We start from the raw sequence: 23,209 nt of genomic DNA, 5'->3' as shown, positions 1-23,209 counted from the left end.
CGCCGTCCGCCGTCCGCCGTCATGTCGTGTCGGCGGGCCGTCCCATCACCTCGTGGGCCAGCGTGATCAGGTCCCGGATGCGCGGGTGGCCCGGGCCGTCGCGCCAGGCGAGGACGACCGGGACGGGCGGGGCGTCGGTCAGCGGGACGTAGGACATGGCGGGGTGCGGGTGCATCTCGGCGGTGGCGGAGGTGGTGACGCCCACGGCGCGGCCGCCGGTGATGGCGGCGAGCCAGTCGTCGGTGTTGCCGATGGTGATCGACGAGGCGGGGCGGGCACCGGCGGGCCACAGGTCGAGCGTCGTCGTGCCGGAGACGGTGTTGAGGGCGATGGTGCGGTCGGCCAGGTCCGTGAGGGAGAGGGTGGCGCGGTCGGCGAGCGGATCGTCGGCGGGGAGGCCGGCGACGCGGGGTTCGGTGGTGAGCTGCTCGGTGATCAGGCCGGGTGCGCGGACCTCGCCGCGCAGCAGGGCGGCGTCCACGTCACCGCGGGCCAAGCCGGCCGTGCGGTCGTCGATGCGCAGGAGTTCCAGCGGGGTGCGGGGGTGCTCCTCGTGCCAGCGGCGCAGCAGCGCGGTGGTGTCGGTCCCGGCGGCCGACCAGGCGTGGCCCAGACGCAGCGGCCAGTCGGCGTGGTGGGCGGTGACCAGCGCCCGGTCGAAGGCGGTGACCGCGATCCGGGCCCGGTCGCGGAACGTCTCGCCGTCCGGGGTGAGCGCGAGATGGTGCGTGGAGCGGTCGACGAGGCGGATCCCGAGCTCCTGCTCCAGCTGGCGCAGGGTGCGGGAGACGGCGGGCTGGGTCAGATGCAGCCGCTCGGCGGCGCGGGTGATGCTCAGGGTGTCGGCGATGGCGAGAAAGCAGCGGAAATGACGCAGCTCGATGCTCATGCGTGCGGAGCATAACAACAGGGAAAGTGGCATTTCACGGACCGGAGGGCGGGCCGTAGCGTGGTGGCGTGAACGCTTCGTCCGAGAGCCCCGATGGCCGTGTGCCCGCCACTGACGCCCCTGCCACTCCTGCCACTCCTGCCCCCACCGTGCCCGTCGTCGGCGAGGGCATTCCGTACCCCGTGCCGGCCTCGCCCGAGGTGCTGACGGCGGAGGCGCAGGCCGGGACCGCCGGTGCGGCGGGTGCGCGGGGGCGGATCACATCGGTGGCGCTGGTCATCGGCGGGATCGTCTCGCTGCAGTTCGGCTCGTCGGTGGCGGTGCTGCTCTTCCCGCGGGCCGGCGCGCTGGGCGTGGTCACGCTGCGGCTGGTGGTCGCCGCGCTGGTGCTGCTGGTCGTCTGCCGCCCGAAGGTGCGCGGTTACACCCGGGGCGACTGGGCGACGGTGCTGGCCTTCGGCGTCGCCCTGGCCGGGATGAACTCGCTGTTCTACCAGGCGATCGACCGCATTCCGCTGGGCGCCGCGGTCACCCTGGAGTTCCTCGGGCCGCTGATTCTGTCGGTGGCCACCTCCCGCCGGATGCTGAGCCTGTTGTGGGCGGCGCTGGCACTGGGCGGTGTGGTGCTGCTGGGGCGTGAGGGACTCGACGGGCTGAACCTCGCCGGGGCGGCGTTCGCGCTGGCGGCCGGCGGGCTGTGGGCCGCGTACATCCTGCTCTCCGCCCGTACCGGACAGCGCTTCCCGCAGGCCGACGGGCTGGCGCTGGCGATGACCGTCGCGGCGCTGCTGAGTCTGCCGCTCGGTGTCGCCAGTGCGGGGACGGCGCTGCTGGACCCGGTCACCCTGGGGCTGGGCGCCGCGGTCGCCATGATGTCGTCGGTGCTGCCGTACACCCTGGAGCTGCTGGCCCTGCGCAAGCTCCCGGCCTCCGGCTTCGCGGTCATGATGAGCCTGGAGCCGGCCGCGGCGGCCACCGCCGGATTCCTCGTGCTGCACCAGGCGCTGGGCTGGGCCGAGGTGCTGGCGATCGGGCTGGTCGTGGTGGCGAGCGTGGGGGCGGTACGGAGCGCGACGGCGGGCGCGCACTGACCCGGTGACCGCCTGACCCTCTGGCCCTTTGACCCTCTGCCCCTCTGACCGGGTACGGAACTTGGCGAGGAGCGTGGGTACTTGCTCGTGTGCCTCCGGAGAGACATGCATCCAGGGGCGCCCGTGCTCCCCGGCGCCCTGCGCTCCGCCACGGCTCGCATCTATGACTGGCTCGACGACATCATCTCGACGACACCGTCTCGACGACACGGCGAAGAAGTCAGGCCCCTTCCCTTCCGCACGGCGTCCGTGCGGAAGGGAATGAAAGGGCCGAAGCCCCTATGCTGGGAAGGGCGAAGGGGATATTCCCTTCTTCGCAGCAAGTGGGCTCCGTGCCCCGTGGGGCGGGGTGGCGGGCGGGCAACTCTGAAGTGCGGTGTGGCACTTGCCGCGTTACGCTGGAGTGTTTGAGATGAGCGCCTATTTGATCAATCATCTGCGGCTACCCGGCGGCATTCCGACGGAAGAGGGCCTGTCGTATCTGGAGCAGGTGGAAAGCACTGTCACCGCGCACGGCGGAAAGTGGCCGGCGCAGGGCGAACCGCAGGTGGTGGAGGGCGCATGGCCGGGGCTGGTGGTGCTGATCGAATTCCCCGGGATGGCCGAGGCGCAAGCCTGGTACGAGTCGCCCGAATACCGCAAGATCTTGCCGCTCCGCGCGAACAATGCCCTCAGTGATCTGATCCTGGTGGACGGTGTCGGCCCCGGCTTCACCGTGGCCGGCGTCGCGCGGCAGATACGGGAAGCCGCCGGGGCGGCCTCCGGTGTCAGGGGCTGATCGGGGATGACCACACCGCGGGATCTGTTGATCGTGGCGATGGACGCGGCCCCCGTGCGCGCCGTGGAGCGCGGCGATCTGGCGCTCGCGCTGGCCGCGGCCGAGGCGATCGACCTGCTGGAGGCCCGGGCCATCGGGCTGGACGGGGAGCGCATCGTGCCCGGCTACCGGCCGGCGATCACCGACCGTCTGCTGGACGAGGCGGCGTCCTCGGTGGTCCAGCAGATGCCGTACGAGCCGGTCGCCGAGTGGCTGTGGCGCAGGGGCCGCGGGCTGGCCGACACGTATCTGGCCGCGCTGGAGGCGGACGGGCAGCTGACCCGGCAGCGTCACCGTCGCTGGCTGCTGCTGCGGACCGATGAGGTGGTGCTGGTCGATACGCCCGCCCGTCGCGAGGCGGCGTACCGCTGGACCTCCGGCGAACCCGTCCTCGTCGCCCTGGCCGCGGCCGCCGGCATCAGCGAGGAGCGGCCCGACGACGCACCGGAAGTGACCGATGACGCGGTGACCACGGTGATCACGGCTGTTGAGGACGCGATACAGGAGCTGGCGGCCGAACGGCAGCGGCGCGACCGACGGCGCGACGACGCGGCCGTGGACAACGTGCGGCGGGGTTACTGACCGCTGCGGGTGGGGGGCTCCTCGTCGCGCATGAGCGGTGCCGTGGACTGCCGGCGTGCGGATCTGACGACGTGGCGTGCGGCCCCCTGCGGAATGCCCAACCGGTCCGACAGACAGGAACTGTCGTGGCCGCGCTGCGCCAGAATCCAGGCAGCGTGGACGAGCGGGTCGTACACCATGCCGTTCAGGGTCATCTTTCGCCGCTGTTGCTCGTCCGGAACGACCAGCAAGTAGGTCACGGGAGAGGAATCAGCGTCCCATTGCAGCCGCAGGGTCGGCACGGGAGCCGCTTCCGCCACGGGGTGGGTCACGGGAATTCCTCCTGCATTGAGGCGGAGAACGGCGAGTTGATGTTGCAGTGCGGCGTATCGGGCGAAGAACACAGCAGCCTCCTGGCCGTCCGGTCACGCGAGAGCAGTGCGCCGGGGCGGTGGCCCCGGTGCTGGTCACACGTCGGTGAGCGACGCAATCAAAAGAAGGGAAAGGGTGGGATGAAGAAATTCGTCGGGGTCGCGTGGAGGCTGTGGCGGCACTCGAAACGCTAAGGCATCCGGCGGAGGATTCAAAGCGCACGGCCCGGCTCGTAATGAATTCACCAGCAAGGGCGAGGGAATCTGAAGAGCGGCTGAATTCCTGAAGCATTCCTGAAGATTCTGAAGATTCCTGAAGCGTTCCTGACGATCCTTGAAGGCCTGAGCCCCTATCCGTGGGGGGCTTTTGGGGAGGGGGCGGGCCTTTTGCGGGGGAGGCGGGGGCGCCGCTTTTCGTGGCGGTGCGGGCGGGACGGAGGGGCGGGGGCGGCCCGCGGTGCCCCCCGGCCCGGAGCGGCAGCCGGGGCTCCCGGTCGCAGGTCGGTCAGGCCGTCGCCCGGAGCGCCCTCGCCATCCGCATCACCGACCAGAAAATCATGCAGGCGTGCTTGATTGTTTCCGGCCGCGCTGCCACGCTCGGAGCGCACCCGCACCACACCGCACCGCACCCGCACGGCCGCAGCAGCGGCCGTCGCCGCATGTCACCATGCCCCGCTGCCACGGCAGTTGGGACGACGAGGGGAGTGTCGCGTGTCCGATCCCGGCGCCGTACTGGCGGATCTCAGGGCGGAGAGCGAGGAGTTGGACGCGCTGGTCGCCGAGCTGCCCGCCGAGCGCTGGGCGGCCCCGACGCCCGCCGAGGGGTGGACCATCACCCACCAGATCGCGCATCTGGCCTGGACCGACCGGCAGGCGCTGCTCTCGGCCACCGATCCGGAGGGCTTCGCGCGCGCCGCACAGGAGGCCTTCGCCGCGCCGCTGACCTTCGTCGACGAGGCCGCCGAGGCCGGGGCCCGCACGCCGCCGGCGCAGCTGCTCGACGACTGGCGGGCCGGCCGCGCGCGGCTGCTGACGGCGCTCGCCGAGCGGCCGGCGGGCGAGAAGCTGCCCTGGTACGGGCCGCCGATGAGCGTGGCGTCGATGGCCACCGCACGGCTGATGGAGACCTGGGCGCACGGCCAGGACGTCGCTGACGCGCTGGGTGTCACCCGGGAGCCCACCGCGCGGCTGCGGCACATCGCCCGGATCGGGGTGCGCACCCGGGACTTCGCGTATGCCACGCATCAACTCACCCCGCCTGATGAGGAGTTCCGGGTCGAGCTGCGGGCGCCGGACGGCGGCGTGTGGGAGTACGGACCGGCGGACGCGGCGCAGCGGGTGACCGGCGAGGCGCGGGAGTTCTGTCTGCTGGTGACCCAGCGGGCGCACCGCCGCGATCTGCCCTCCCTGCGGGCCGAGGGCGCCGACGCGGAACGGTGGCTGGGGATCGCGCAGGCCTTCGCCGGCCCGCCGGGCAAGGGACGCGCGCCGTCGGGGAACGGCACCACGGCATGAGCGACGCCCCCGCGGCCGGCGCCGGACCCGTGCGCCCCATAGGAGCGGACCCCGCCCTGCTCCGGATCGGCAACGCCTCCGGGTTCTACGGCGACCGCTTCGACGCGCTGCGCGAGATGCTCACCGGCGGCCCCCTGGACGTGCTGACCGGCGACTATCTCGCCGAGCTGACCATGCTGATCCTCGGCCGCGACCGGCTGAAGGACCCCACGCGCGGCTACGCCAGGACTTTTCTGCGGCAGCTGGAGGACGGGCTCGGGCTGGCCGTCGAGCGCGGGGTGCGGATCGTCACCAACGCGGGCGGACTGAATCCGGCCGGACTGGCCGACGCCGTACGGGAGGTGGCCGACAAGGCCGGGGTGCCCGTCCGGGTCGCGCATGTGGAGGGCGACGATCTGCTGGCCCGCGGGGGGTGGGGCGAGGGGGTGCTGACCGCCAACGCCTACCTGGGCGGCGGTGGGATCGCCGCGTGCCTGCGGGCCGGCGCCGATGTGGTGGTGACCGGGCGGGTCACCGATGCCGCGCTGGTCAGCGGCGCGGCACAGGCGCACTTCGGCTGGCGGCCGGAGCAGTGGGACCAGCTGGCCGGGGCGGTGGTCGCCGGGCATGTGCTGGAGTGCGGCACCCAGGCCACCGGCGGCAACTACTCCTTCTTCGGGGCCCATGACGTGCGGCGGCCCGGCTTCCCGCTCGCCGAGATCGCCGCCGACGGCAGCTCGGTGATCACCAAGCACCCCGGCACCGGCGGCGCGGTCACCCTCGGCACGGTCACCGCCCAGCTGCTCTACGAGACGTCCGGCGCCCGCTACGCCGGGCCGGACGTGACGGCGCGGCTGGACACCGTGCGGCTGACGGAGGAGGGGCCGGACCGGGTCCGGATCGGGCCGGTGCGCGGCGAGGCACCGCCGCCGACCCTCAAGGCCGGGCTGACCCGCCTCGGCGGCTGGCGCAACGAGGTCACCTTCGTGCTGACCGGGCTGGACGTCCCGGCCAAGGCCGCGCTGGTCCGCCGGCAGATGGAGGCGGCCCTCGACGCCGCGGAGCGCCGCCCGGCCGAGGCGCGCTGGACACTGGCCCGCACCGACCACGACGACGCGGACGTCCAGGAGGAGGCCAGCGCGCTGCTGCGGCTGGTGGTGCGGGACGCCGACCAGGACGCGGTGGGGCGGGCGGTCAGCGGCGCCGCCGTCGAACTGGCGCTGGCCAGCTACCCCGGCTTCCACGTCACCGCACCGCCCGGCAAGGGCACCCCGTACGGGGTCTTCGAGGCGGTGGCGGTGGACGCGGCCGAGGTGGCCCACCTGGCAGTCCTCCCGGACGGGACCGAAGTCCACTGCCAACCATCCGGTGACACAAGGCAGTGGGAGCGGCTGCCCGACCCGGAGCTGCCCGCGCCGCTGCCCGCCACGGACACCCGGCGGGCGCCGCTCGGCCTGGTCGCCGGTGCCCGCAGCGGGGACAAGGGCGGCTCGGCGAACATCGGGGTGTGGGCCCGCACCGAGCAGGGCTGGCGCTGGCTGGCCCATGAACTGACCGTCGAACGGCTGCGGCAGCTGCTGCCGGAGACCGCCGGCCTGCCGGTCGACCGGCACGTACTGCCGCATCTGCGCGCGCTCAACTTCGTCGTCGAGGGACTGCTCGGCGAGGGCGTCGCCGCCCAGGCCCGGTTCGATCCGCAGGCCAAGGCCGTGGGGGAGTGGCTGCGCGCGCGGCACATGGACATACCGGAGGTGTTGTTTTGACCGTGCTCGCAACCGGGCTCGACACGACGGGCGCCGAGTACACCGAGCGCCGGGCGGCGATGCTCGCGAAGCTGACGGACGTCGGGGCCGCGCACGCCGAGGCGACCGCGGGCGGCGGGGAGAAGTACGTCGCCCGGCACCGGGGGCGCGGCAAACTGCTCGCCCGTGAGCGCATCGAGCTGCTGCTCGACCCCGACACCCCGTTCCTGGAGCTGTCACCGCTCGCGGCCTGGGGCAGCGAATACCCCGTCGGCGCCTCGGTGGTCACCGGCATCGGCACCGTCGAGGGCGTGGAGTGCCTGATCACCGCCAACGACCCGACGGTGCGCGGCGGCGCCAGCAACCCCTGGTCGCTGAAGAAGGCGCTGCGGGCCAACGAGATCGCCTTCGCCAACCGGCTGCCGCTGATCTCGCTCGTCGAGTCCGGCGGCGCCGATCTGCCCAGCCAGAAGGAGATCTTCATCCCGGGCGGGGCGCTGTTCCGCGACCTCACCCGGCTGTCGGCGGCCGGCATCCCGACCGTCGCCGTGGTCTTCGGCAACTCCACCGCCGGCGGCGCCTACGTCCCCGGCATGTCCGACCACGTCATCATGGTCAAGGAACGCGCCAAGGTGTTCCTGGGCGGGCCGCCGCTGGTGAAGATGGCGACCGGCGAGGAGAGCGACGACGAGTCGCTGGGCGGCGCCGAGATGCACGCCCGCACCTCCGGCCTCGCGGACTACTTCGCGCTGGACGAGCCGGACGCGCTGCGCCAGGCCCGCCGGGTGGTCGCCCGCCTCAACTGGCGCAAGGCGCACCCGGATCCGGTCCCGGCCGCCCCGCCGGTGTACGACGAGGAGGAGCTGCTCGGGATCGTCCCCGGCGACCTCAAGGCGCCGTTCGACCCCCGCGAGGTCATCGCCCGGATCGTGGACGGCTCGGACTTCGACGAGTTCAAGCCGCTCTACGGGCCGAGCCTGGCCACCGGCTGGGCGCAGTTGCACGGCTATCCAGTCGGCATCCTCGCCAACGCCCAGGGCGTGCTCTTCAGCGCGGAGTCGCAGAAGGCCGCCCAGTTCATCCAGCTGGCCAACCAGCGCGACATCCCGCTGCTGTTCCTCCACAACACCACCGGCTACATGGTCGGAAAGGAGTACGAGCAGGGCGGCATCATCAAACACGGCGCGATGATGATCAACGCGGTGTCGAATTCGAAGGTCCCGCACCTGTCCGTGCTCATGGGCGCCTCCTACGGGGCCGGCCACTACGGCATGTGCGGCCGCGCCTACGACCCCCGCTTCCTGTTCGCCTGGCCGAGCGCCAAGTCCGCCGTCATGGGGCCGCAGCAACTGGCCGGCGTGCTCTCCCTCGTCGCCCGCGCCTCGGCCGCGGCCAAGGGGCAGCCGTACGACGAGGAGGCGGACGCCGGGCTGCGCGCCATGGTCGAGCAGCAGATCGAGTCGGAGTCGCTGCCGATGTTCCTGTCCGGGCGGCTCTACGACGACGGGGTCATCGACCCGCGCGACACCCGAACCGTCCTCGGCCTGTGCCTGTCCGCCCTCCACACCGCCCCGGTCGAGGGCGCGCGGGGCGGCTTCGGCGTCTTCCGGATGTGAGGCAGAAGTGATCCGTTCCGTCCTTGTCGCCAACCGCGGCGAAATAGCCCGGCGCGTCTTCCGCACCTGCCGTGAGCTGGGCATCTCCACCGTCGCCGTGTACTCGGACGCGGATGCCGGCGCACGCTTCGTCCAGGAGGCCGACACCGCCGTACGGCTCCCGGGCGAGGCCCCCGCCGACACCTATCTGCGCGGCGATCTGATCGTGGCGGCCGCGCGGGCCGCCGGCGCCGATGCCGTCCACCCCGGCTACGGCTTCCTCTCCGAGAACGCCGGCTTCGCCGCGGCGGTGGCCGGCGCCGGCCTGGCCTGGATCGGCCCGCCGCCCGCCGCCATCGAGGCCATGGCCTCCAAGACCCGGGCCAAGGAGCTGATGGCGGCCGCCGGGGTGCCGCTGCTGGCACCCGTCGACCCCGGCGCGGCCACCGCGGCCGACCTGCCGCTGCTGGTGAAGGCGGCGTCCGGCGGCGGTGGCCGCGGAATGCGCCTGGTCACCGAACTCGCCGCCCTCGACGAGGAGTTGACGGCAGCCAAGGCCGAGGCGGCGGCCGCCTTCGGGGACGGTGAGGTGTTCGTCGAGCCGTACGTCGTGGGCGGACGCCATGTCGAGGTGCAGATCCTCGCCGACGCACACGGCACCGTCTGGACGCTCGGCACCCGCGACTGCTCCCTCCAGCGCCGCCACCAGAAGGTCATCGAGGAGGCCCCGGCCCCCGCGCTGCCCGACGCGCTGCGGGAGACCCTGCACCGGGCCGCGGACCGGGCCGCGCGCGCCATCGACTACCGGGGCGCGGGCACCGTGGAGTTCCTGGTCTCCGCGGACGGCCGGGCGTACTTCCTGGAGATGAACACCCGCCTCCAGGTCGAGCACCCGGTCACCGAGGCGGTCCACGGACTCGACCTGGTCGCCCTCCAGCTGCGGGTCGCCGAGGGCCGGCCCCTGGAGGGCGAGCCGCCCCGGCCGCACGGACACGCCGTGGAGGCGCGGCTGTACGCCGAGGACCCCGCCGCCGGCTGGCAGCCGCAGACCGGCACCCTGCACCGGCTGGCCCTGCCCGAGGGCGTCCGGCTGGACTCCGGGGTGCGCGACGGCGACACCATTGGCGTCCACTACGACCCGATGCTCGCCAAGGTCATCGCCTGGGCGCCGAGCCGGGACGAGGCGGTACGCAAGCTGGCGGGCGCCCTGGAGCGGGCCGTGATCCACGGTCCCGTCACCAACCGCGACCTGCTCGTACGGTCCCTGCGCCACCCGGAGTTCACCGACCCCGGCGCGCTGGACACCGGCTTCTACGACCGCAACCTCGCCGCGCTCACCGGGTCCGGCGCGGCCGGCGGGGGCGTCTTCGCGCTCGCCGCCGCCCTCGCCGACGCGGCCGGCCGCTCCCGCTTCGGAGGCTTCCGCAACGTCCCCTCGGGGCCGCAGACCAAGACGTACGCCTGCGGGGACACCGCGTACGCGATCCGCTACCGGCTCGGCCGGGACGGGCTGTCGGCCGAGGACTTCCCCGGCGTACGGCTGCTGACCCTCGGCGCCCACGAGGTGGTGCTGGAGGTCGACGGCGTCCGGCGGCGGTTCGCGGTCGCGCGCTACGGCGACCGGGTCCATGTCGACGCGCCCCCGCTGTCCGGCGCGGCCGCCCCCTGCGCGTGGTCGTTCACCGCACTGCCCCGCTTCCCCGACCCCGCCGCCCGCACCGAGCCCGGCTCGCTGCTGGCGCCGATGCCCGGCACGGTCGTCCGGATCGCCCCCGGCCTGACCGAGGGCGACCGGGTCGAGGCCGGCCAGCCGCTGCTGTGGCTGGAGGCGATGAAGATGGAACACAAGATCACCGCACCCGCCGCCGGCACCCTCACCTCACTGCCCGTCCACACCGGACGGCAGGTCGAAGTGGGGGCCCTGCTGGCCGTCGTCGACGCCACGACTCCCGCAGACGCGGACTGACCGCGCCCCGCCCTCCCCCCTCGCCCGCGCACCACCTCACCCACCGCACACATGGAGCCGCCATGAGCAACCCTGTGATCGAGTCCGAGGAACACCGCGCCCTCCGCAGCTCCGTCGCCGCCCTCGGCAAACGCTACGGCCGGGAGTACATCACGCAGGTCGTGGCCGAGGGCAGGCACGCCGACGCGCTCTGGGCGGAGGCCGCCAAGCTCGGCTACCTCGGCGTCAACCTCCCCGAGGAGTACGGCGGCGGGGGTGGCGGCATCGCCGAACTCTCCCTGGTCCTGGAGGAGTTGGGGGCTGCCGGCTGTCCGCTGCTGATGCTGGTGGTCTCGCCCGCGATCTGCGGCACGGTCATCGCCCGCTTCGGCACCGAGGAGCAGAAGCGGACCTGGCTCCCGGGCCTCGCCGACGGCACCCGCACCATGGCGTTCGGCATCACCGAGCCGGACGCCGGCTCCAACTCGCACCGCATCACCACCACCGCCCGCCGGGACGGGGGAGAGTGGGTCCTCAACGGCCGGAAGGTCTTCATCTCCGGCGTCGACATCGCCGACGCGACCCTGATCGTCGGCCGCACCGAGGACGCCGGGACCGGACGGCTCAAGCCCTGCCTGTTCATCGTCCCGCGCGAGACCCCCGGCTTCGGCCGCCGCCCGATCGACATGGAACTGGCCGCCGCGGAGAAGCAGTTCGAGCTGACCCTGGACGAGGTGCGGCTGCCCGCCGGGGCGCTGGTCGGCGACGAGGACGCCGGGCTGCTCCAGCTCTTCGCCGGGCTCAACCCGGAACGGATCATGACCGCCGCGTTCGCCCTGGGAATGGGCCGCTACGCGCTGGACCGGGCCGTCGACTACGCCCGTACCCGGCAGGTGTGGAAGGAGCCCATCGGCGCCCACCAGGCCATCGCGCACCCCCTCGCCCAGGCCCATATCGAGCTGGAACTCGCCCGGCTGATGATGCAGAAGGCCGCCCATCTCTACGACGCCGGCGACGACATGGGCGCCGGTGAGGCCGCCAACATGGCCAAGTACGCGGCGGCCGAGGCCGCGGTCCACGCCGTCGACCAGGCCGTGCACACCCTCGGCGGCAACGGCCTCACCCGGGAGTACGGCCTCGCCTCGATGGTCACCGCGGCCCGGGTGGCGCGCATCGCCCCCGTGAGCCGGGAGATGATCCTCAACTTTGTCTCACACCAGTCGCTGGGGCTGCCCAAGTCGTACTGAGCGCGCGATGCTGCTCGCGCCGGACGGCCCACCCGCCCGGCCGGGCGGCACCGTGCCGCCCGTCGTCCTCCCGCCCCGAAGGGAATGGCCCAGGATGGTGTCCCCTGTCTTCCGCAGCGAGTACGCCGACATCGCCCCCGTGGAACTGCCGATCCACGAGGCGGTCCTCGGGAGGGCGGCGGAGTACGGCGAGCGGCCCGCCCTCGTCGACGGCCTCGACGGCACCACCCTCAGCTACGCCCGGCTCGACCACCTCAGCCGCCGGACGGCCGCCGCACTCGCCGCCTCCGGCGTCCGCAAGGGCGACGTACTGGCCCTGCACAGCCCCAACAGCGTGCTCTTCCCGGTCGTGTTCTACGCCGCCACCCGCTGCGGCGCGGCGGTCACCACCGTCCACCCGCTGGCCACCGAGGACGAGTTCACCAAGCAGCTGACCGACTCCGGGGCCCGCTGGATCGTCACCGTCTCGGCGCTGCTGGACACCGCCCGCGGCGCGGCACGGAAGGCCGGCGGCATCGCCGAGATCCTCGTCTGCGACCGGGCCCCCGGCCACCGCGGCATCCAGGACCTGGCCGCCTGCACCGACCCGGAACCGTCCGTCGCCCTCGACCCGGCCACCGACCTGGCCGCCCTGCCGTACTCCTCCGGCACCACCGGCGCCCCCAAGGGCGTGATGCTCACCCACCGCAGCATCGCCACCAACCTCGCCCAGCTCACCCCGCTGATCTCCAGCGGCCCCGACGACCGGGTGCTGGCCGTCCTGCCGTTCTTCCACATCTACGGCCTGACCGCCCTGATGAACGCCCCGCTGCGGCAGGGCGCCACCGTCGTCGTGCTGCCCCGCTTCGACCTGCGCCAGTTTCTCACCGCGATCGAACGCCACCGCATCACCGCCGTCTACGTCGCGCCCCCGATCGTGCTGGCCCTGGCCAAACACCCGCTGGTCGCCGACTACGACCTGTCCTCGCTGCGCTATCTCGTCAGCGCCGCCGCACCGCTGGACGCCGACCTGGCCGCGGCCTGCTCCCGGCGCCTCGGCCTGCCCCCGGTCCTCCAGGCCTACGGAATGACCGAGTTGTCCCCGGGCACCCACGTCGTCCCCCTCGACGCGCCGCACCCGCCCCCGGGCGCCGTCGGCAAGCTGATCCCCAACACGGAGATGCGGCTGGTGTCCCTGGAGACCGGCGTGGACGTGCCGCCGGGGGAGAGCGGCGAGATCCTCATCCGCGGCCCCCAGGTCATGAAGGGCTATCTGGGACGGCCCGCCGACACCGACGCGATGATCGACCCCGACGGCTGGCTGCACACCGGCGACGTCGGCCGGGCGGACGGCGACGGCTGGCTCCATGTCGTCGACCGCGTCAAGGAGTTGATCAAGTACAAGGGCTACCAGGTCGCCCCGGCCGACCTCGAAGCGCTGCTGCTCGGGCACGAGTCGATCGCCGACGCCGCGGTCATCGGCGTCCCGGACGCGGACGGCAACGAGGTCCCCAAGGCGTTCGTGGTCCGGCAGCGGGGGGCCCGGCTCACCGAGGACGAGGTCATCACGTACGTTGCCGGGCAGGTGGCCCCGTACAAGAAGGTGCGCCGCGTGGAGTTCCTGGACAGCGTGCCGCGCGCCACCACCGGCAAGATCCTGCGGCGCGAACTGCGCGCCAGGGAAAGGAGTTCGACGCCCCGATGACCGACGCCTCCGCGACACCCCTGGTGCTGCGCTCCCACGAGCGCGGCATCACCACCCTGACCCTGGACTCCCCGCACAACCGCAACGCACTCTCCACCCGCCTGGTGGGCGAACTGCACCAGGCCCTCGCGGACGCCGCGGCCGACCACGGGACCCGCGCCGTCGTCCTCACGCACACCGGCGGCACCTTCTGCGCCGGTGCCGACCTCTCCGAGGCCACCTCGGGCGCGGCCACGGACGGGCCGCTGGGCCTGGCCCGGCTGCTGCGCGGCATCGTGGCGCTGCCCAAACCGGTCGTCGCCCGGGTCACCGGACACGTCCGGGCCGGCGGCCTGGGCCTGCTCGGCGCCTGCGACATCTCCGCGGCCGGACCGGGCGCCACCTTCGCCTTCACCGAGGCCCGCCTCGGCCTCGCCCCCGCCGTCATCTCCCTGCCGCTGCTGCCGCGCCTGGACCCGCGCGCCGCGGGCCGCTACTACCTGACCGGCGAGACGTTCGAGGCGGCCGAGGCGGCCCGGATCGGCCTGGTCACCCTCGCCGCCGACGACGTCGACAGCGGCCTGGCGCCCGTGCTGGACGGGCTGCGCAAGGGCTCGCCGCAGGGCCTGGCCGAGTCGAAGAAGCTGGTCACCGCCCAGGTGCTGGACACCTTCGACCGGGACACCGAGGCGCTCGCCGCACAGTCCGTGCGGCTCTTCGGCTCCGCCGAGGCCCGCGAGGGCATGACCGCCTTCCTGGAGCGACGGGCCCCCGCATGGGCGCGCTGACCCCCGCCCGCGGCCCCAAGCAGCCCCAGCAGGAACGCAGCCGCGCCACCCGCCTCAAACTGCTGGAGGCCGCCGTCTCCTGCCTGGCCGAGCGCGGCTGGAGCGGCAGCACGGTCTCCGTGGTCGCCGAACGCGCGGGCGTCTCCCGGGGCGCCGCCCAGCACCACTTCCGCACCCGCGAGGACCTCTTCACCGCGGCCGTCGAACACGTCGCGGAGAAACGCCAGAGCGCCGTCAAGGCCGTCGCCCACAACCTCCCGCCGGCCGGCTCCGTCGCCCGCACCTGGATCATCGTCGAGGAACTCGTCGGCCTCTACACAGGCCCGCTGTTCCGCGCCGCGCTCCACCTGTGGGTGGCCGCCTCCGACGAGGAACAACTACGCGAACGGGTCACCGCCCTGGAAGCGAAGGTCGGCCGGGAGGCCCACCGCACGGCGGTAACCCTCCTGGACGCCGACGAAACGGTGCCCGGCGTCCGCGAGACGGTCCAGGGCCTCCTCGACATGGCCCGCGGCCTGGGCCTCGCCAACCTCCTGACCGACGACTCCGCCCGCCGCGACCGGGTCGTCGAACAGTGGGCGAAGATCATCGACGGCATGCTGAACCCGGCGGATCAGGGCCGGTTGGGAAAGTGCTGATAAAGCACAAGCGAATTCAGGAATCCTCCCGAACAAGAGGACCGCTTCCCACGACGGCGACGGCGGTGAGTTCGACTCGGCCGTGCGGGAGCCCGGCGACCTTGAGCGTGGAGCGCGGCGGGAACGGCGCCGAGAAGAATTCCGCCTGGACCTCGTTGAGCGCGTCCAGATCGTCCAGATCGGTGAGAAGCGCGGTGAGCATGACGATGTCGGTCAATGCGGTACCTGCCTGCCGGCAGATCGCGCCGAGATTGGTGAAGGCCCGGCGCATCGCCGCGCGCGCATCCTGGTCGATGACGTCTTGAGCGTGTTGGTCGATGGCCAGGGTGCCGCCGATGTAGACGGTATCGCCCACCCTCGCCGCCTGGGAGAAATTGCCGGCGTTGATGCCGGTGTTGTCCGGAGCATCGGGAGAGTGCACGACACGGGCGTTGCTCATATAACCCTCCATCATCCGAGCCGGATCTCATGCGTCCAGCGGCCTGTTCAAGAGGCTCGACTCCCTCAGGTGCCCGTACGGTACCCGCTCGCCGATCATTTTCCGGCGACCGCCATCGGCATGCACCAAACCGCTGCTCGCCTTTCCCTGAACATTCCCGGGAATCGGCGGACGCCATGAATTCGGACGGGCAGGACGAAGCAATTCCAGAACGAGAACTCGCCCGGCCCGGCACCCGACCTCTTACGTGCACCCCCACCGGCCCTCCACCCACCCACTCACGGGAGGGGACGGGCCGGAGGGGCCGGTGTGTGGGACGTAAAGCGAAGCAGTCCCACACACCGGCCCCGGAGGCCCGTCACCGCACCCGAATCCCACCCGCCCGCCGCAGGCGCAACGGCGCGAAACCCCCACGGCGGGAAAGCCGACAACACGGGAATCAGCCCCGCGCAGCGGAAAGGCGCAACGACGGGCGCACCGCGCAGCAGGCGTCAACCGTCGAGCAACCCCCACGGCGGGAAAGCCAACAACGTGGGAAGCCTCAGCGAGGCGCAATCGCTCCGTAGCCGTCGATCTCCCGCGGGCTCCGGGACCCGGGCCCCACGTACCGGGCCGACGGCCGCACCAGCCGGCCCGTCCGCTTCTGTTCCAGGATGTGCGCGCTCCAGCCGGCCGTGCGGGCGCAGGTGAACATCGAGGTGAACATGTGCGCCGGGACCTCCGCGAAGTCCAGCACGATCGCCGCCCAGAACTCGACGTTCGTGGCCAGCACCCGGTCCGGGCGGCGGTTGTGCAGCTCCTCCAGTGCGGCCTTCTCCAGCGCCTCGGCGACCTCGAAGCGCGGGGCGGCCAGCTCCTTGGCGGTGCGCCGCAGCACCCGCGCCCGCGGGTCCTCGGCGCGGTAGACGCGGTGGCCGAAGCCCATCAGCCGCTCGCCCTGGTCCAGCGCCTTGCGGACGTAGGCGGAGGCGTCGCCGGTCCGCTCGATCTCCTCGATCATGCCGAGAACGCGGGAGGGCGCGCCGCCGTGCAGCGGACCGGACATCGCGCCGACCGCACCGGAGAGCGCCGCCGCCACATCCGCGCCGGTGGAGGCGATGACCCGGGCGGTGAAGGTGGAGGCGTTCATGCCGTGTTCGGCGGCCGAGGTCCAATAGGCGTCGACGGCCTTGACGTGCTTGGGGTCCGGCTCGCCGCGCCAGCGCTTCATGAAGCGCTCCACGACCGTCTCCGCCGTGTCGATCTCCTTCTGCGGCACCATCGGCAGGCCCTGCCCGCGCGCCGACTGGGCGACGTAGGACAGCGCCATCACCGCGGCGCGGGCGAGGTTGTCACGGGCCGTCGCCTCGTCGATGTCCAGCAGCGGCTTGAGGCCCCACACGGGCGCCAGCATGGCGAGCGCGGACTGCACATCGACCCGGATGTCCCCGGAGTGCACCGGGATCGGGAACGGTTCGGCGGGCGGAAGACCGGGGTTGAACGCCCCGTCCACCAGCAGCCCCCAGACGTTGCCGAAGGACACGTGACCGACGAGCTCTTCGATGTCGACCCCGCGATAGCGAAGGGCACCGCCTTCCTTATCCGGTTCGGCGATCTCCGTCTCGAACGCGACGATTCCCTCGAGTCCGGGTACGAAGTCGGACATCAGGCGGCTCCTCAAGCTGGGGCCGGCAGACGCTCCGTGAGCGGCTGCCGTGCGGTCGTGGTGTGCGGCGCCCGCGCGGCTACGCGGCTGCTGGCAGCTCGCGGTCCGAACCGGGCGCCCAGGTGATGCCCTGCCAGGGCACCGTTCACGCGAGGGTCCTGCCCGCAGTGGTCGGACGCGGGCGGGCGGTGCGGCGGTGTGGTGCGTCGATACAGCCGGACGGACACGATAGCTCTCCGTGTCCGAAGCCCACAGTGGGCCGGGCCATGATTTTGTCGGGTCCCTCACCTGCGGGGAAGCGTGAGATCCGGCACAGTGGTCGATTTGCCGTCGGGAGGGTTACGGCCCGGCGGGCGGGGGCAGACTTCCGCCCTCCAGCTGACCGGGCCGCGGCCGATGTTGCAAGATGAGGCCGTGCACCCAGCCGACGCGTCTCATGCCGAGAACCCCGACCCCTCCTCCATGCGTGCGCACTACCGCGCCGAGGGACTCGCCGAGTCCGATCTCGCCGCCGGCCCCTACGACCAGTTCGCCCGCTGGTTCAAGGACGCGACCGTGGCCGGGCTGCACGAGCCGAACGCGATGGTCGTCTCGACCGCGGACGCCGCCGGCCGGCCCAGCTCGCGGACCGTGCTCCTCAAGGCGTTCGACGACCGCGGCTTCGTGTTCTTCACCAATTACAACAGCCGCAAGGGGCGTGAACTCGCCGAAAATCCCGCCATTTCGCTGCTGTTCCCCTGGCACCCCCTCGCCCGCCAGGTCGTGGTGACCGGCACCGCGGAACGCATCGGCCGGGACGAGACCGCGGCCTACTTCCGCACCCGCCCGCACGGCTCCCAGCTGGGCGCCTGGGCCAGCGACCAGTCCGCTCCGGTCGCCTCGCGCGCGGAACTGGAGGGCGCCTACGAGGAATTGGCGGCCCGCTATCCGGAGGGTGAGCAGGTGCCCGCGCCGCCACACTGGGGCGGCTACCGGATCGCCGCCGCGACGGTCGAATTCTGGCAGGGCCGGCTCAACCGGCTGCACGACCGGCTGCGGTACGTCGCCGAGCCCGGCGGCTGGCGAGTGGAGCGGCTGGCCCCCTGAGACGCACGGGCCGGGGGCGGCGGGCGCCGTACACGCAGACGACCCGCGGGCTGCCTCCTCCGCGCTCGGTGGCGCGAAGGGCCGGTCGGACGAACCGGCAGCCCGCGGGTCGGGTGACTGCTTGGGATTGGCCGGCTGCGCATCTGCAGTATGCGCCGGTCCGGCGCTGCACTTCGGTGAAGCGACGGGCCGCTAGCCCGCAGCCACCTCACGCGTCCGGTGCGAAATCATCTTCCGAACCACCTCCCTTCTCGTGTGCTCCACACATTAGGAAGCAGGTCCGCCCGGCACAACCACATTTCCCGGAAGCAACGATTTCCGTGAATCGCGGGTGCTCTGTGTCACGTTCCAGTTGAATGTTCCCAGGTGGAGCATGTGTGGCCGCGTTCGTGAGGGGTGCCAGTGACTGCTTCGTCAGCTTCATCAGCTTCATCAGCTTCTTCGGCTTCTTCAGATCTCTCCGGTCCCCCCGGGGTTCCCGGCCTTCCGGGTGCTTCCGGCCCTGCGGTACCGGCGTGCCGCGCCGCCGGGAAGAGCGATGACTCCGGTCTGCTCGCCGCGCTCCTGGACGGCATGGACGCGGCCCTGGCCGCCTTCGCCGCGGACGGCACGGTCACCCACTGGAACCACGAGGCGGAGCGCATCCTGGGCTGGACCGCCGCCGAGGCCGTCGGCCGTACGGGACTGACCGGCTGGGCGGTCCGCAAGGAGGACGCCGCCGGGTTCGAGGCCGCCCTGGCGGCCGCGATGCGCTCCCCGGGCCGCCAGGTGCACGAATTCGCCCTGCTGACCAAGGAGGGCCACCGCGTCTTGGTCCGCACCCAGTCCTCCGCGGTCCGCGGGCCCGGCGGCCGGGTCATGGGCGTGTACTGCGCCTTCAGCAAGGTGCACACCCAGCTGGACCTGGAGCGGTCCGTGGCGCTGGCCGAGGCGCTGTTCGAGGACGCGTCGTGGGGCGTGGTGCTGATCGACGCCGATCTGCGGCCCGCCGTCGTCAATGCCCACGCCGGCCGCATCCTGGGCGTGGGGCGCACGGCCCTGCTGGGACGCCCCCTCGGCGAGCTGCTGGCGCAGGGCGTCGAGGAGCTGGAGGGCGCCCTGCAGCATGTCCTCGCCGAGGGCGCCCCGCCGGCCACCGCCGAGCTGTGGGTGACGCTGCGCTCCGAGGGGGCCGAACTCCCACGCCGGTGCTGGCGCAGCGGCTTCGTCCGGCTGGCCTCCCCGCTGGGCGAGGAACCGGTGCCGCTGGGGGTGGCCTGGCTGTTCCAGGACGTCACGGACACCAAGCGCGCCGCGCAGGAGAGCTCCCTGCTGCGGTTTCGCGCACGGCAGCTCCACCGGGCGGGGCGGGCGGCCGCGGAGTGCCCGGACCCGGCCGAGGCCGCCGCCGTCCACCTCGACTTCGCCCTGGCGGGCTTCGCCGACCACGGCCTGGTCGACCTCGCCACGACACCCCCGCCCGCGCCGTACGGGGTGGTCGCCGAGAACGCCGAGAACGCCGAGAACGCCGATAACGAGGCGCACGACGGTGCGTATGAGGGCGGGTACGGCGGTGGCGACGCGGGCACGCCGGGCCACGCGGGCACGCCGGGCGCGCTGCCCGGCGGCAGGCTCCGGCTGGTGCGGGCGCTGGCCTCCCCGGCCGGGGCGCCCGGTCCCGCCGAGCGGCTTCCGCCGACCGGCCTGCCCGTGCCGTACGCGCCGGGCCATCCGGCACTCCAGGCCTGCGAGCGGCGCGGCCCGGTGCGTACCGGCGCCGGATCCGCCGCACCCGAGGGCTGGGCGGCCGCCCGTCACTGGCCGGACGGCACCGTGCACGGCCTGTGTGTGGTGCTCCGCAGCCGCGGCCGCACCCTGGGCGTCGCGACCTTTCTGCGGACCCCCGCGCGCCGCCCCTTCGACCGGGCGGACGCGGACTACGCGGAGGAGGTGGCGGCGCGGATCGCCACCGCCCTCGACCTCGCGGGCGCCGCGGCGCTCGGCGCGCCCCCGGCTCACTGCCGGTAGAAGATCCGGTCCGCGTAGGCGCCCATCACGGAGGCGTTCCAGTCGTGGCCGCCGTCGACGTTCCCGGAGCGCAGCAGCGGCGGGTCGATGCCCCGCTCGGCGAGGGTGCCGGCGGCCGTGGCCACCATGGCCTGCATGATCGCGCTGGTGACGACGGTGGAGGCGGGGGCGAACGGCGCGTCGATGCCGGGCAGCGTCAGCTCCGCGTCGCCGAGCGGGATCCGGCTGTCCAGCACGAGGTCGCAGTGGTCCTTGAGGAAGCTGCCGGAGGCGTGCCGGGACCTGGTGGCGTCCGCGTACGCCACGGACGTCACGCCGATGACCTTGATCCCCAGGGCGCGGGCGTTGACCGCCATCTCCACGGGCAGCGGGTTGCGCCCGGACAGCGAGATGATCACCAGCACATCGCCCGCCTCCAGGGGGCTGGTGTCCAGGACCGCCGCGGCCAGCCCGTCGACCCGCTCCAGCGCGCTGCCGAGCATCGCCGGCCGCACGTCCACGCCCACCACACCCGGGACCGACAGCAGATTCATGACGGCCAAGCCGCCCGCGCGGTAGACCGTGTCCTGAGCGGGGAGCGAGGAGTGGCCGGCGCCGAAGGAGAAGATCCGCCCGCCCGCCGCGACGGCGTCCGCGAGCAGCGTCCCGGCCGCGGTGATCCGGTCGCCCTCCGCGTCGCGGACCTGTCGCAGCAGGTCGATCGCGGCGTCGAAGTAGTTCCCGGCCAGCCGGTCGCTCCGGTCGCTCTCCGCCATTGCCGCGGCCCCCTCTCGTCGGACTCTCGTCGGATCTGGCCGTCTGTGATCAGTGGCGCGGATCACGTTGCGGTCTGGACCAGTGCCCTGTCAATACGGCGGTGCGGGGTCGCCGCCGCACACGGCGCGGCACCGATGTCGGTGGGATGCGTCAGAATTGAGAACAGGGCCACCGCACCACACATCGAGGGGCACGCATGTCAGGACTGATCGACACCACGGAGATGTATCTCCGCACCGTCCTCGAGCTGGAAGAGGAAGGTGTGGTGCCCATGCGCGCACGCATCGCGGAGCGCCTCGAACAGAGCGGCCCGACGGTGAGCCAGACCGTGGCACGCATGGAGCGGGACGGGCTGCTGACGGTCGCGGGCGACCGTCATCTGGAGCTCACGGAAGAGGGCCGGCAGCTGGCGACCCGGGTGATGCGCAAGCACCGCCTGGCCGAGTGCCTGCTCGTCGACGTCATCGGCCTCGAATGGGAGCAGGTGCACGCCGAGGCCTGCCGCTGGGAGCACGTCATGAGCGAGGCGGTCGAGCGCCGCGTCCTGGAGCTGCTGCGGCACCCGACGGAGTCCCCGTACGGCAACCCCATCCCCGGGCTGGCAGAGCTGGGCGAGAAGTCCGAGGTCGACCCGTTCCTCGACGCCGGCATGGTGAGCCTGATGGACCTGGACGCCGGGGCCGACGGCAAGACGGCCGTGGTGCGCCGGATCGGCGAGCCCATCCAGGCCGACGCCCAGCTGATGTACACCCTGCGCCGGGCCGGTGTGCAGCCGGGCGCGGTGGTGAGCGTGACCGAGTCGCCGGCCGGGGTGCTGGTCGGCAGCAGCGGTGAGGCCGCCGAGCTGGGCGCCGAGATCGCCTCGCATGTCTTTGTCGCCAAGCGTTGAAAGCAGTTTCAGACTCTTTCCTTTTCGCACTCCCGCCCGCATTTCCCTCACGAGCCCGCTGAGCTGCGCTGACGCGCCGTTCGGCGGGCTCGGCAAGTTCTTGCCTGTTGAACGGACTTGTGCGAATCCGTGCGATACGGCCGGTGTCGTGTCACGCTGACGCTTGGTCGTGCGGCGGCCTGTCCTGGCCGGGAGGGGGCTCGGATGCATCCACCCGTGGTGGGAACAGTCAGGGCCCCGGCGCTGCGAGCAGCCGGGGCCCTGCCTCCCCATGTCCCCCACCCAAGACCCGGAGCCCCGAGCTCTCAGGGTCTTTCCCCACGGGCCCCCTTCCCGGTAGGGCCCGCCTCCCGGCAGATGTCTCCCCGTGGCGGGCGCGGACAATCCCCGAGTGAGGTCACTCGAACGAGGGGTATTCCGCGCCAAAGCGGCGCGTTCGAATAGGGGTTCGATAGTGTGGAAGTGCTCACGGGACGATTGGGGGTGCCAGGGCACATGGTGCGACGCATCGATGTAGCAGGGGCCGGCGGCGTGCGTCTCGCCGCTTGGGAGTTCTCCGACCCGCCCAAGAGCGGCAGCGGTCTGGAGGAGCCGGAGCGGCGTCCCGGTGTGCTGCTGCTCCATGGGCTGATGGGACGCGCCTCGCACTGGGCCGGCACCGCACGCCGGCTGAGCGCCCGTCACCGCCCGGTCGCGCTGGACCAGCGGGGCCACGGCCGCAGCGAGAAGCCCGCCGTGGGGCCGTATGACCGCGGGGCGTATGTCGACGATGCCATCGCCGCCGTCGAGCAGCTCGGCCTCGCCCCCGTCGCTCTGGTGGGGCATGCCATGGGTGCCCTGACGGCATGGCAGTTAGCGTCCCGGAGACCGGATCTGGTCAGCGCGCTGGTCATCTGCGACATGCGGGCGTCGGCGCTGGGCGCGGCCTCGCAGCGGGAATGGACCGAGTGGTTCCGCTCCTGGCCGATGCCGTTCGCGACCCTCGCCGATGTCCGCAAGTGGTTCGGTGAGGACGATCCGACCCTGGAGCGGCCCCGGCCGGCCCGTGGCGAGTATTTCGCCGAGGTGATGGCCGAGCGCGCCGACGGCTGGCGCCCCGTCTTCTCCCGCCGCCAGATGCTCACCGCCCGTGAGACCTGGGTCCATGACGCCCACTGGGAGGAGCTCGCCCAGGTGTCCTGCCCGGCCCTCGTCGTCCGCGGCCTCGACGCCGAACTGGGCCGCGCCGAAGCCCAGGAGATGGTCCGGGTACTGCCACGCGGCGCCTACGCCGAAATCCCCGACGCCGGGCATCTGCTCCCCTGGGAACAACCCGACGCCTGGTACGCCGCCATCGAACCGTTTCTCCACACGGCCACGATGCCGGGCTGAACGCGCGCCCGGGCTACGTCATCCGAGGCGCGGTATGCGACTCTCCGCGCCGGCAGCCATGGCCGACGCCTCCCGGCCCAGGCCCCACGCCTCCCCGCCCATGCCCCGCGCCGCCCCCACGGCGCCTCGTCTCGCCCACGGCGCCCCATGACCGACCCGGCAGGTTCCGGCAGCC

Annotated in this window: 20 protein-coding genes; 15 read left to right on the top strand and 5 right to left on the bottom strand. The window is 72.8% G+C overall.

Features of this window, described 5'->3' with window-relative positions; translation table 11 throughout:
• Positions 1–19 precede the first annotated feature (19 nt).
• Positions 20–889 (bottom strand): LysR family transcriptional regulator, encoded by an 870-nt coding sequence (locus OIU81_RS14170; protein WP_329147668.1) that lies wholly within the window; start codon positions 887–889, stop codon positions 20–22.
• A 149-nt stretch (positions 890–1,038) separates the two neighbouring features.
• On the opposite strand from OIU81_RS14170, the gene OIU81_RS14165 reads away from it, so the two are divergent.
• From OIU81_RS14165 to OIU81_RS14155, 3 genes are all read left to right on the top strand, one after another.
• Positions 1,039–1,980 (top strand): EamA family transporter, encoded by a 942-nt coding sequence (locus OIU81_RS14165; RefSeq protein ID WP_443074140.1) that lies wholly within the window; start codon positions 1,039–1,041, stop codon positions 1,978–1,980.
• 412 nt (positions 1,981–2,392) lie between these two features.
• On the top strand, positions 2,393–2,758 hold the full coding sequence (locus OIU81_RS14160; RefSeq protein WP_329147666.1) for a DUF1330 domain-containing protein: 366 nt from the start codon (positions 2,393–2,395) through the stop codon (positions 2,756–2,758).
• A 6-nt stretch (positions 2,759–2,764) separates the two neighbouring features.
• Positions 2,765–3,379, top strand: coding sequence for a GPP34 family phosphoprotein (locus OIU81_RS14155; RefSeq protein ID WP_329147664.1), 615 nt, complete (start codon positions 2,765–2,767; stop codon positions 3,377–3,379).
• Here OIU81_RS14155 and OIU81_RS14150 read toward each other — a convergent pair.
• Positions 3,373–3,690, bottom strand: a complete 318-nt coding sequence (locus OIU81_RS14150) for a hypothetical protein (RefSeq protein WP_329147662.1) — start codon at positions 3,688–3,690, stop codon at positions 3,373–3,375. The two genes, OIU81_RS14155 and OIU81_RS14150, sit on opposite strands and share 7 nt — an antisense overlap.
• A gap of 750 nt (positions 3,691–4,440) precedes the next feature.
• Here OIU81_RS14150 and OIU81_RS14145 point away from each other — a divergent pair.
• From OIU81_RS14145 to OIU81_RS14110, 8 genes are all read left to right on the top strand, one after another.
• The gene (locus OIU81_RS14145; RefSeq protein ID WP_329147660.1) at positions 4,441–5,244 is read left to right on the top strand and encodes a TIGR03084 family metal-binding protein; all 804 of its coding nucleotides are present in this window, start codon (positions 4,441–4,443) and stop codon (positions 5,242–5,244) included.
• Positions 5,241–6,986, top strand: a complete 1,746-nt coding sequence (locus tag OIU81_RS14140) for an acyclic terpene utilization AtuA family protein (RefSeq protein ID WP_329147658.1) — start codon at positions 5,241–5,243, stop codon at positions 6,984–6,986. Before OIU81_RS14145 ends, OIU81_RS14140 begins: the two co-directional genes overlap by 4 nt.
• Positions 6,983–8,581 carry an acyl-CoA carboxylase subunit beta gene (locus tag OIU81_RS14135; protein WP_329147656.1) on the top strand — a complete coding sequence of 533 codons (1,599 nt, stop codon included), beginning with the start codon at positions 6,983–6,985 and terminating at the stop codon, positions 8,579–8,581. Before OIU81_RS14140 ends, OIU81_RS14135 begins: the two co-directional genes overlap by 4 nt.
• A 7-nt stretch (positions 8,582–8,588) precedes the next feature.
• Positions 8,589–10,526 (top strand): acetyl/propionyl/methylcrotonyl-CoA carboxylase subunit alpha, encoded by a 1,938-nt coding sequence (locus tag OIU81_RS14130; protein WP_329147654.1) that lies wholly within the window; start codon positions 8,589–8,591, stop codon positions 10,524–10,526.
• 62 nt (positions 10,527–10,588) lie between these two features.
• Entirely contained in the window at positions 10,589–11,752 is a 1,164-nt protein-coding gene (locus OIU81_RS14125) for an acyl-CoA dehydrogenase family protein (protein ID WP_329147652.1), read from the top strand.
• A 94-nt stretch (positions 11,753–11,846) separates the two neighbouring features.
• The gene (locus tag OIU81_RS14120; RefSeq protein WP_329147650.1) at positions 11,847–13,436 is read left to right on the top strand and encodes a 4-coumarate--CoA ligase family protein; all 1,590 of its coding nucleotides are present in this window, start codon (positions 11,847–11,849) and stop codon (positions 13,434–13,436) included.
• A complete protein-coding gene (locus tag OIU81_RS14115) occupies positions 13,433–14,203 on the top strand; it encodes an enoyl-CoA hydratase family protein (RefSeq protein ID WP_329147649.1) in 771 nt (256 codons plus the stop codon). The genes OIU81_RS14120 and OIU81_RS14115 overlap by 4 nt, the downstream gene beginning before the upstream one ends.
• Positions 14,191–14,841: a TetR/AcrR family transcriptional regulator gene (locus OIU81_RS14110; RefSeq protein ID WP_329147646.1), complete on the top strand. Its 651-nt coding sequence runs from the start codon at positions 14,191–14,193 to the stop codon at positions 14,839–14,841. Before OIU81_RS14115 ends, OIU81_RS14110 begins: the two co-directional genes overlap by 13 nt.
• Before the next feature lie 16 nt (positions 14,842–14,857).
• Here the strand turns inward: OIU81_RS14110 and OIU81_RS14105 are convergent, their stop codons facing one another.
• Positions 14,858–15,280, bottom strand: a complete 423-nt coding sequence (locus OIU81_RS14105) for a RidA family protein (RefSeq protein ID WP_329147644.1) — start codon at positions 15,278–15,280, stop codon at positions 14,858–14,860.
• Between the two features lie 541 nt (positions 15,281–15,821).
• Positions 15,822–16,925, bottom strand: coding sequence for a citrate synthase 2 (locus OIU81_RS14100; RefSeq protein WP_329147642.1), 1,104 nt, complete (start codon positions 16,923–16,925; stop codon positions 15,822–15,824).
• 396 nt (positions 16,926–17,321) lie between these two features.
• Here OIU81_RS14100 and pdxH point away from each other — a divergent pair, with 396 nt between their 5' ends.
• Both pdxH and OIU81_RS14090 read left to right on the top strand, forming a co-directional pair.
• Positions 17,322–18,011: a pyridoxamine 5'-phosphate oxidase gene (gene pdxH / locus OIU81_RS14095; RefSeq protein WP_443073988.1), complete on the top strand. Its 690-nt coding sequence runs from the start codon at positions 17,322–17,324 to the stop codon at positions 18,009–18,011.
• A gap of 573 nt (positions 18,012–18,584) precedes the next feature.
• A complete protein-coding gene (locus OIU81_RS14090) occupies positions 18,585–20,018 on the top strand; it encodes a PAS domain-containing protein (protein ID WP_443073987.1) in 1,434 nt (477 codons plus the stop codon).
• On the opposite strand, the gene OIU81_RS14085 is transcribed toward OIU81_RS14090, so the two are convergent.
• Positions 20,006–20,773 carry an SIS domain-containing protein gene (locus OIU81_RS14085; RefSeq protein ID WP_329147640.1) on the bottom strand — a complete coding sequence of 256 codons (768 nt, stop codon included), beginning with the start codon at positions 20,771–20,773 and terminating at the stop codon, positions 20,006–20,008. The genes OIU81_RS14090 and OIU81_RS14085 overlap by 13 nt on opposite strands.
• A gap of 197 nt (positions 20,774–20,970) precedes the next feature.
• Between OIU81_RS14085 and OIU81_RS14080 the strand changes: the two genes are divergently transcribed.
• On the top strand, positions 20,971–21,663 hold the full coding sequence (locus OIU81_RS14080; RefSeq protein ID WP_329147637.1) for a metal-dependent transcriptional regulator: 693 nt from the start codon (positions 20,971–20,973) through the stop codon (positions 21,661–21,663).
• 495 nt (positions 21,664–22,158) lie between these two features.
• Positions 22,159–23,034 (top strand): alpha/beta fold hydrolase, encoded by an 876-nt coding sequence (locus OIU81_RS14075; RefSeq protein WP_329147635.1) that lies wholly within the window; start codon positions 22,159–22,161, stop codon positions 23,032–23,034.
• Positions 23,035–23,209 lie beyond the last annotated feature (175 nt).

The sequence above is a fragment of the Streptomyces sp. NBC_01454 genome (assembly GCF_036227565.1).
Taxonomy (GTDB): Bacteria; Actinomycetota; Actinomycetes; order Streptomycetales; family Streptomycetaceae; genus Streptomyces.
This window is presented reverse-complemented; position numbering and strand designations above follow the sequence as displayed.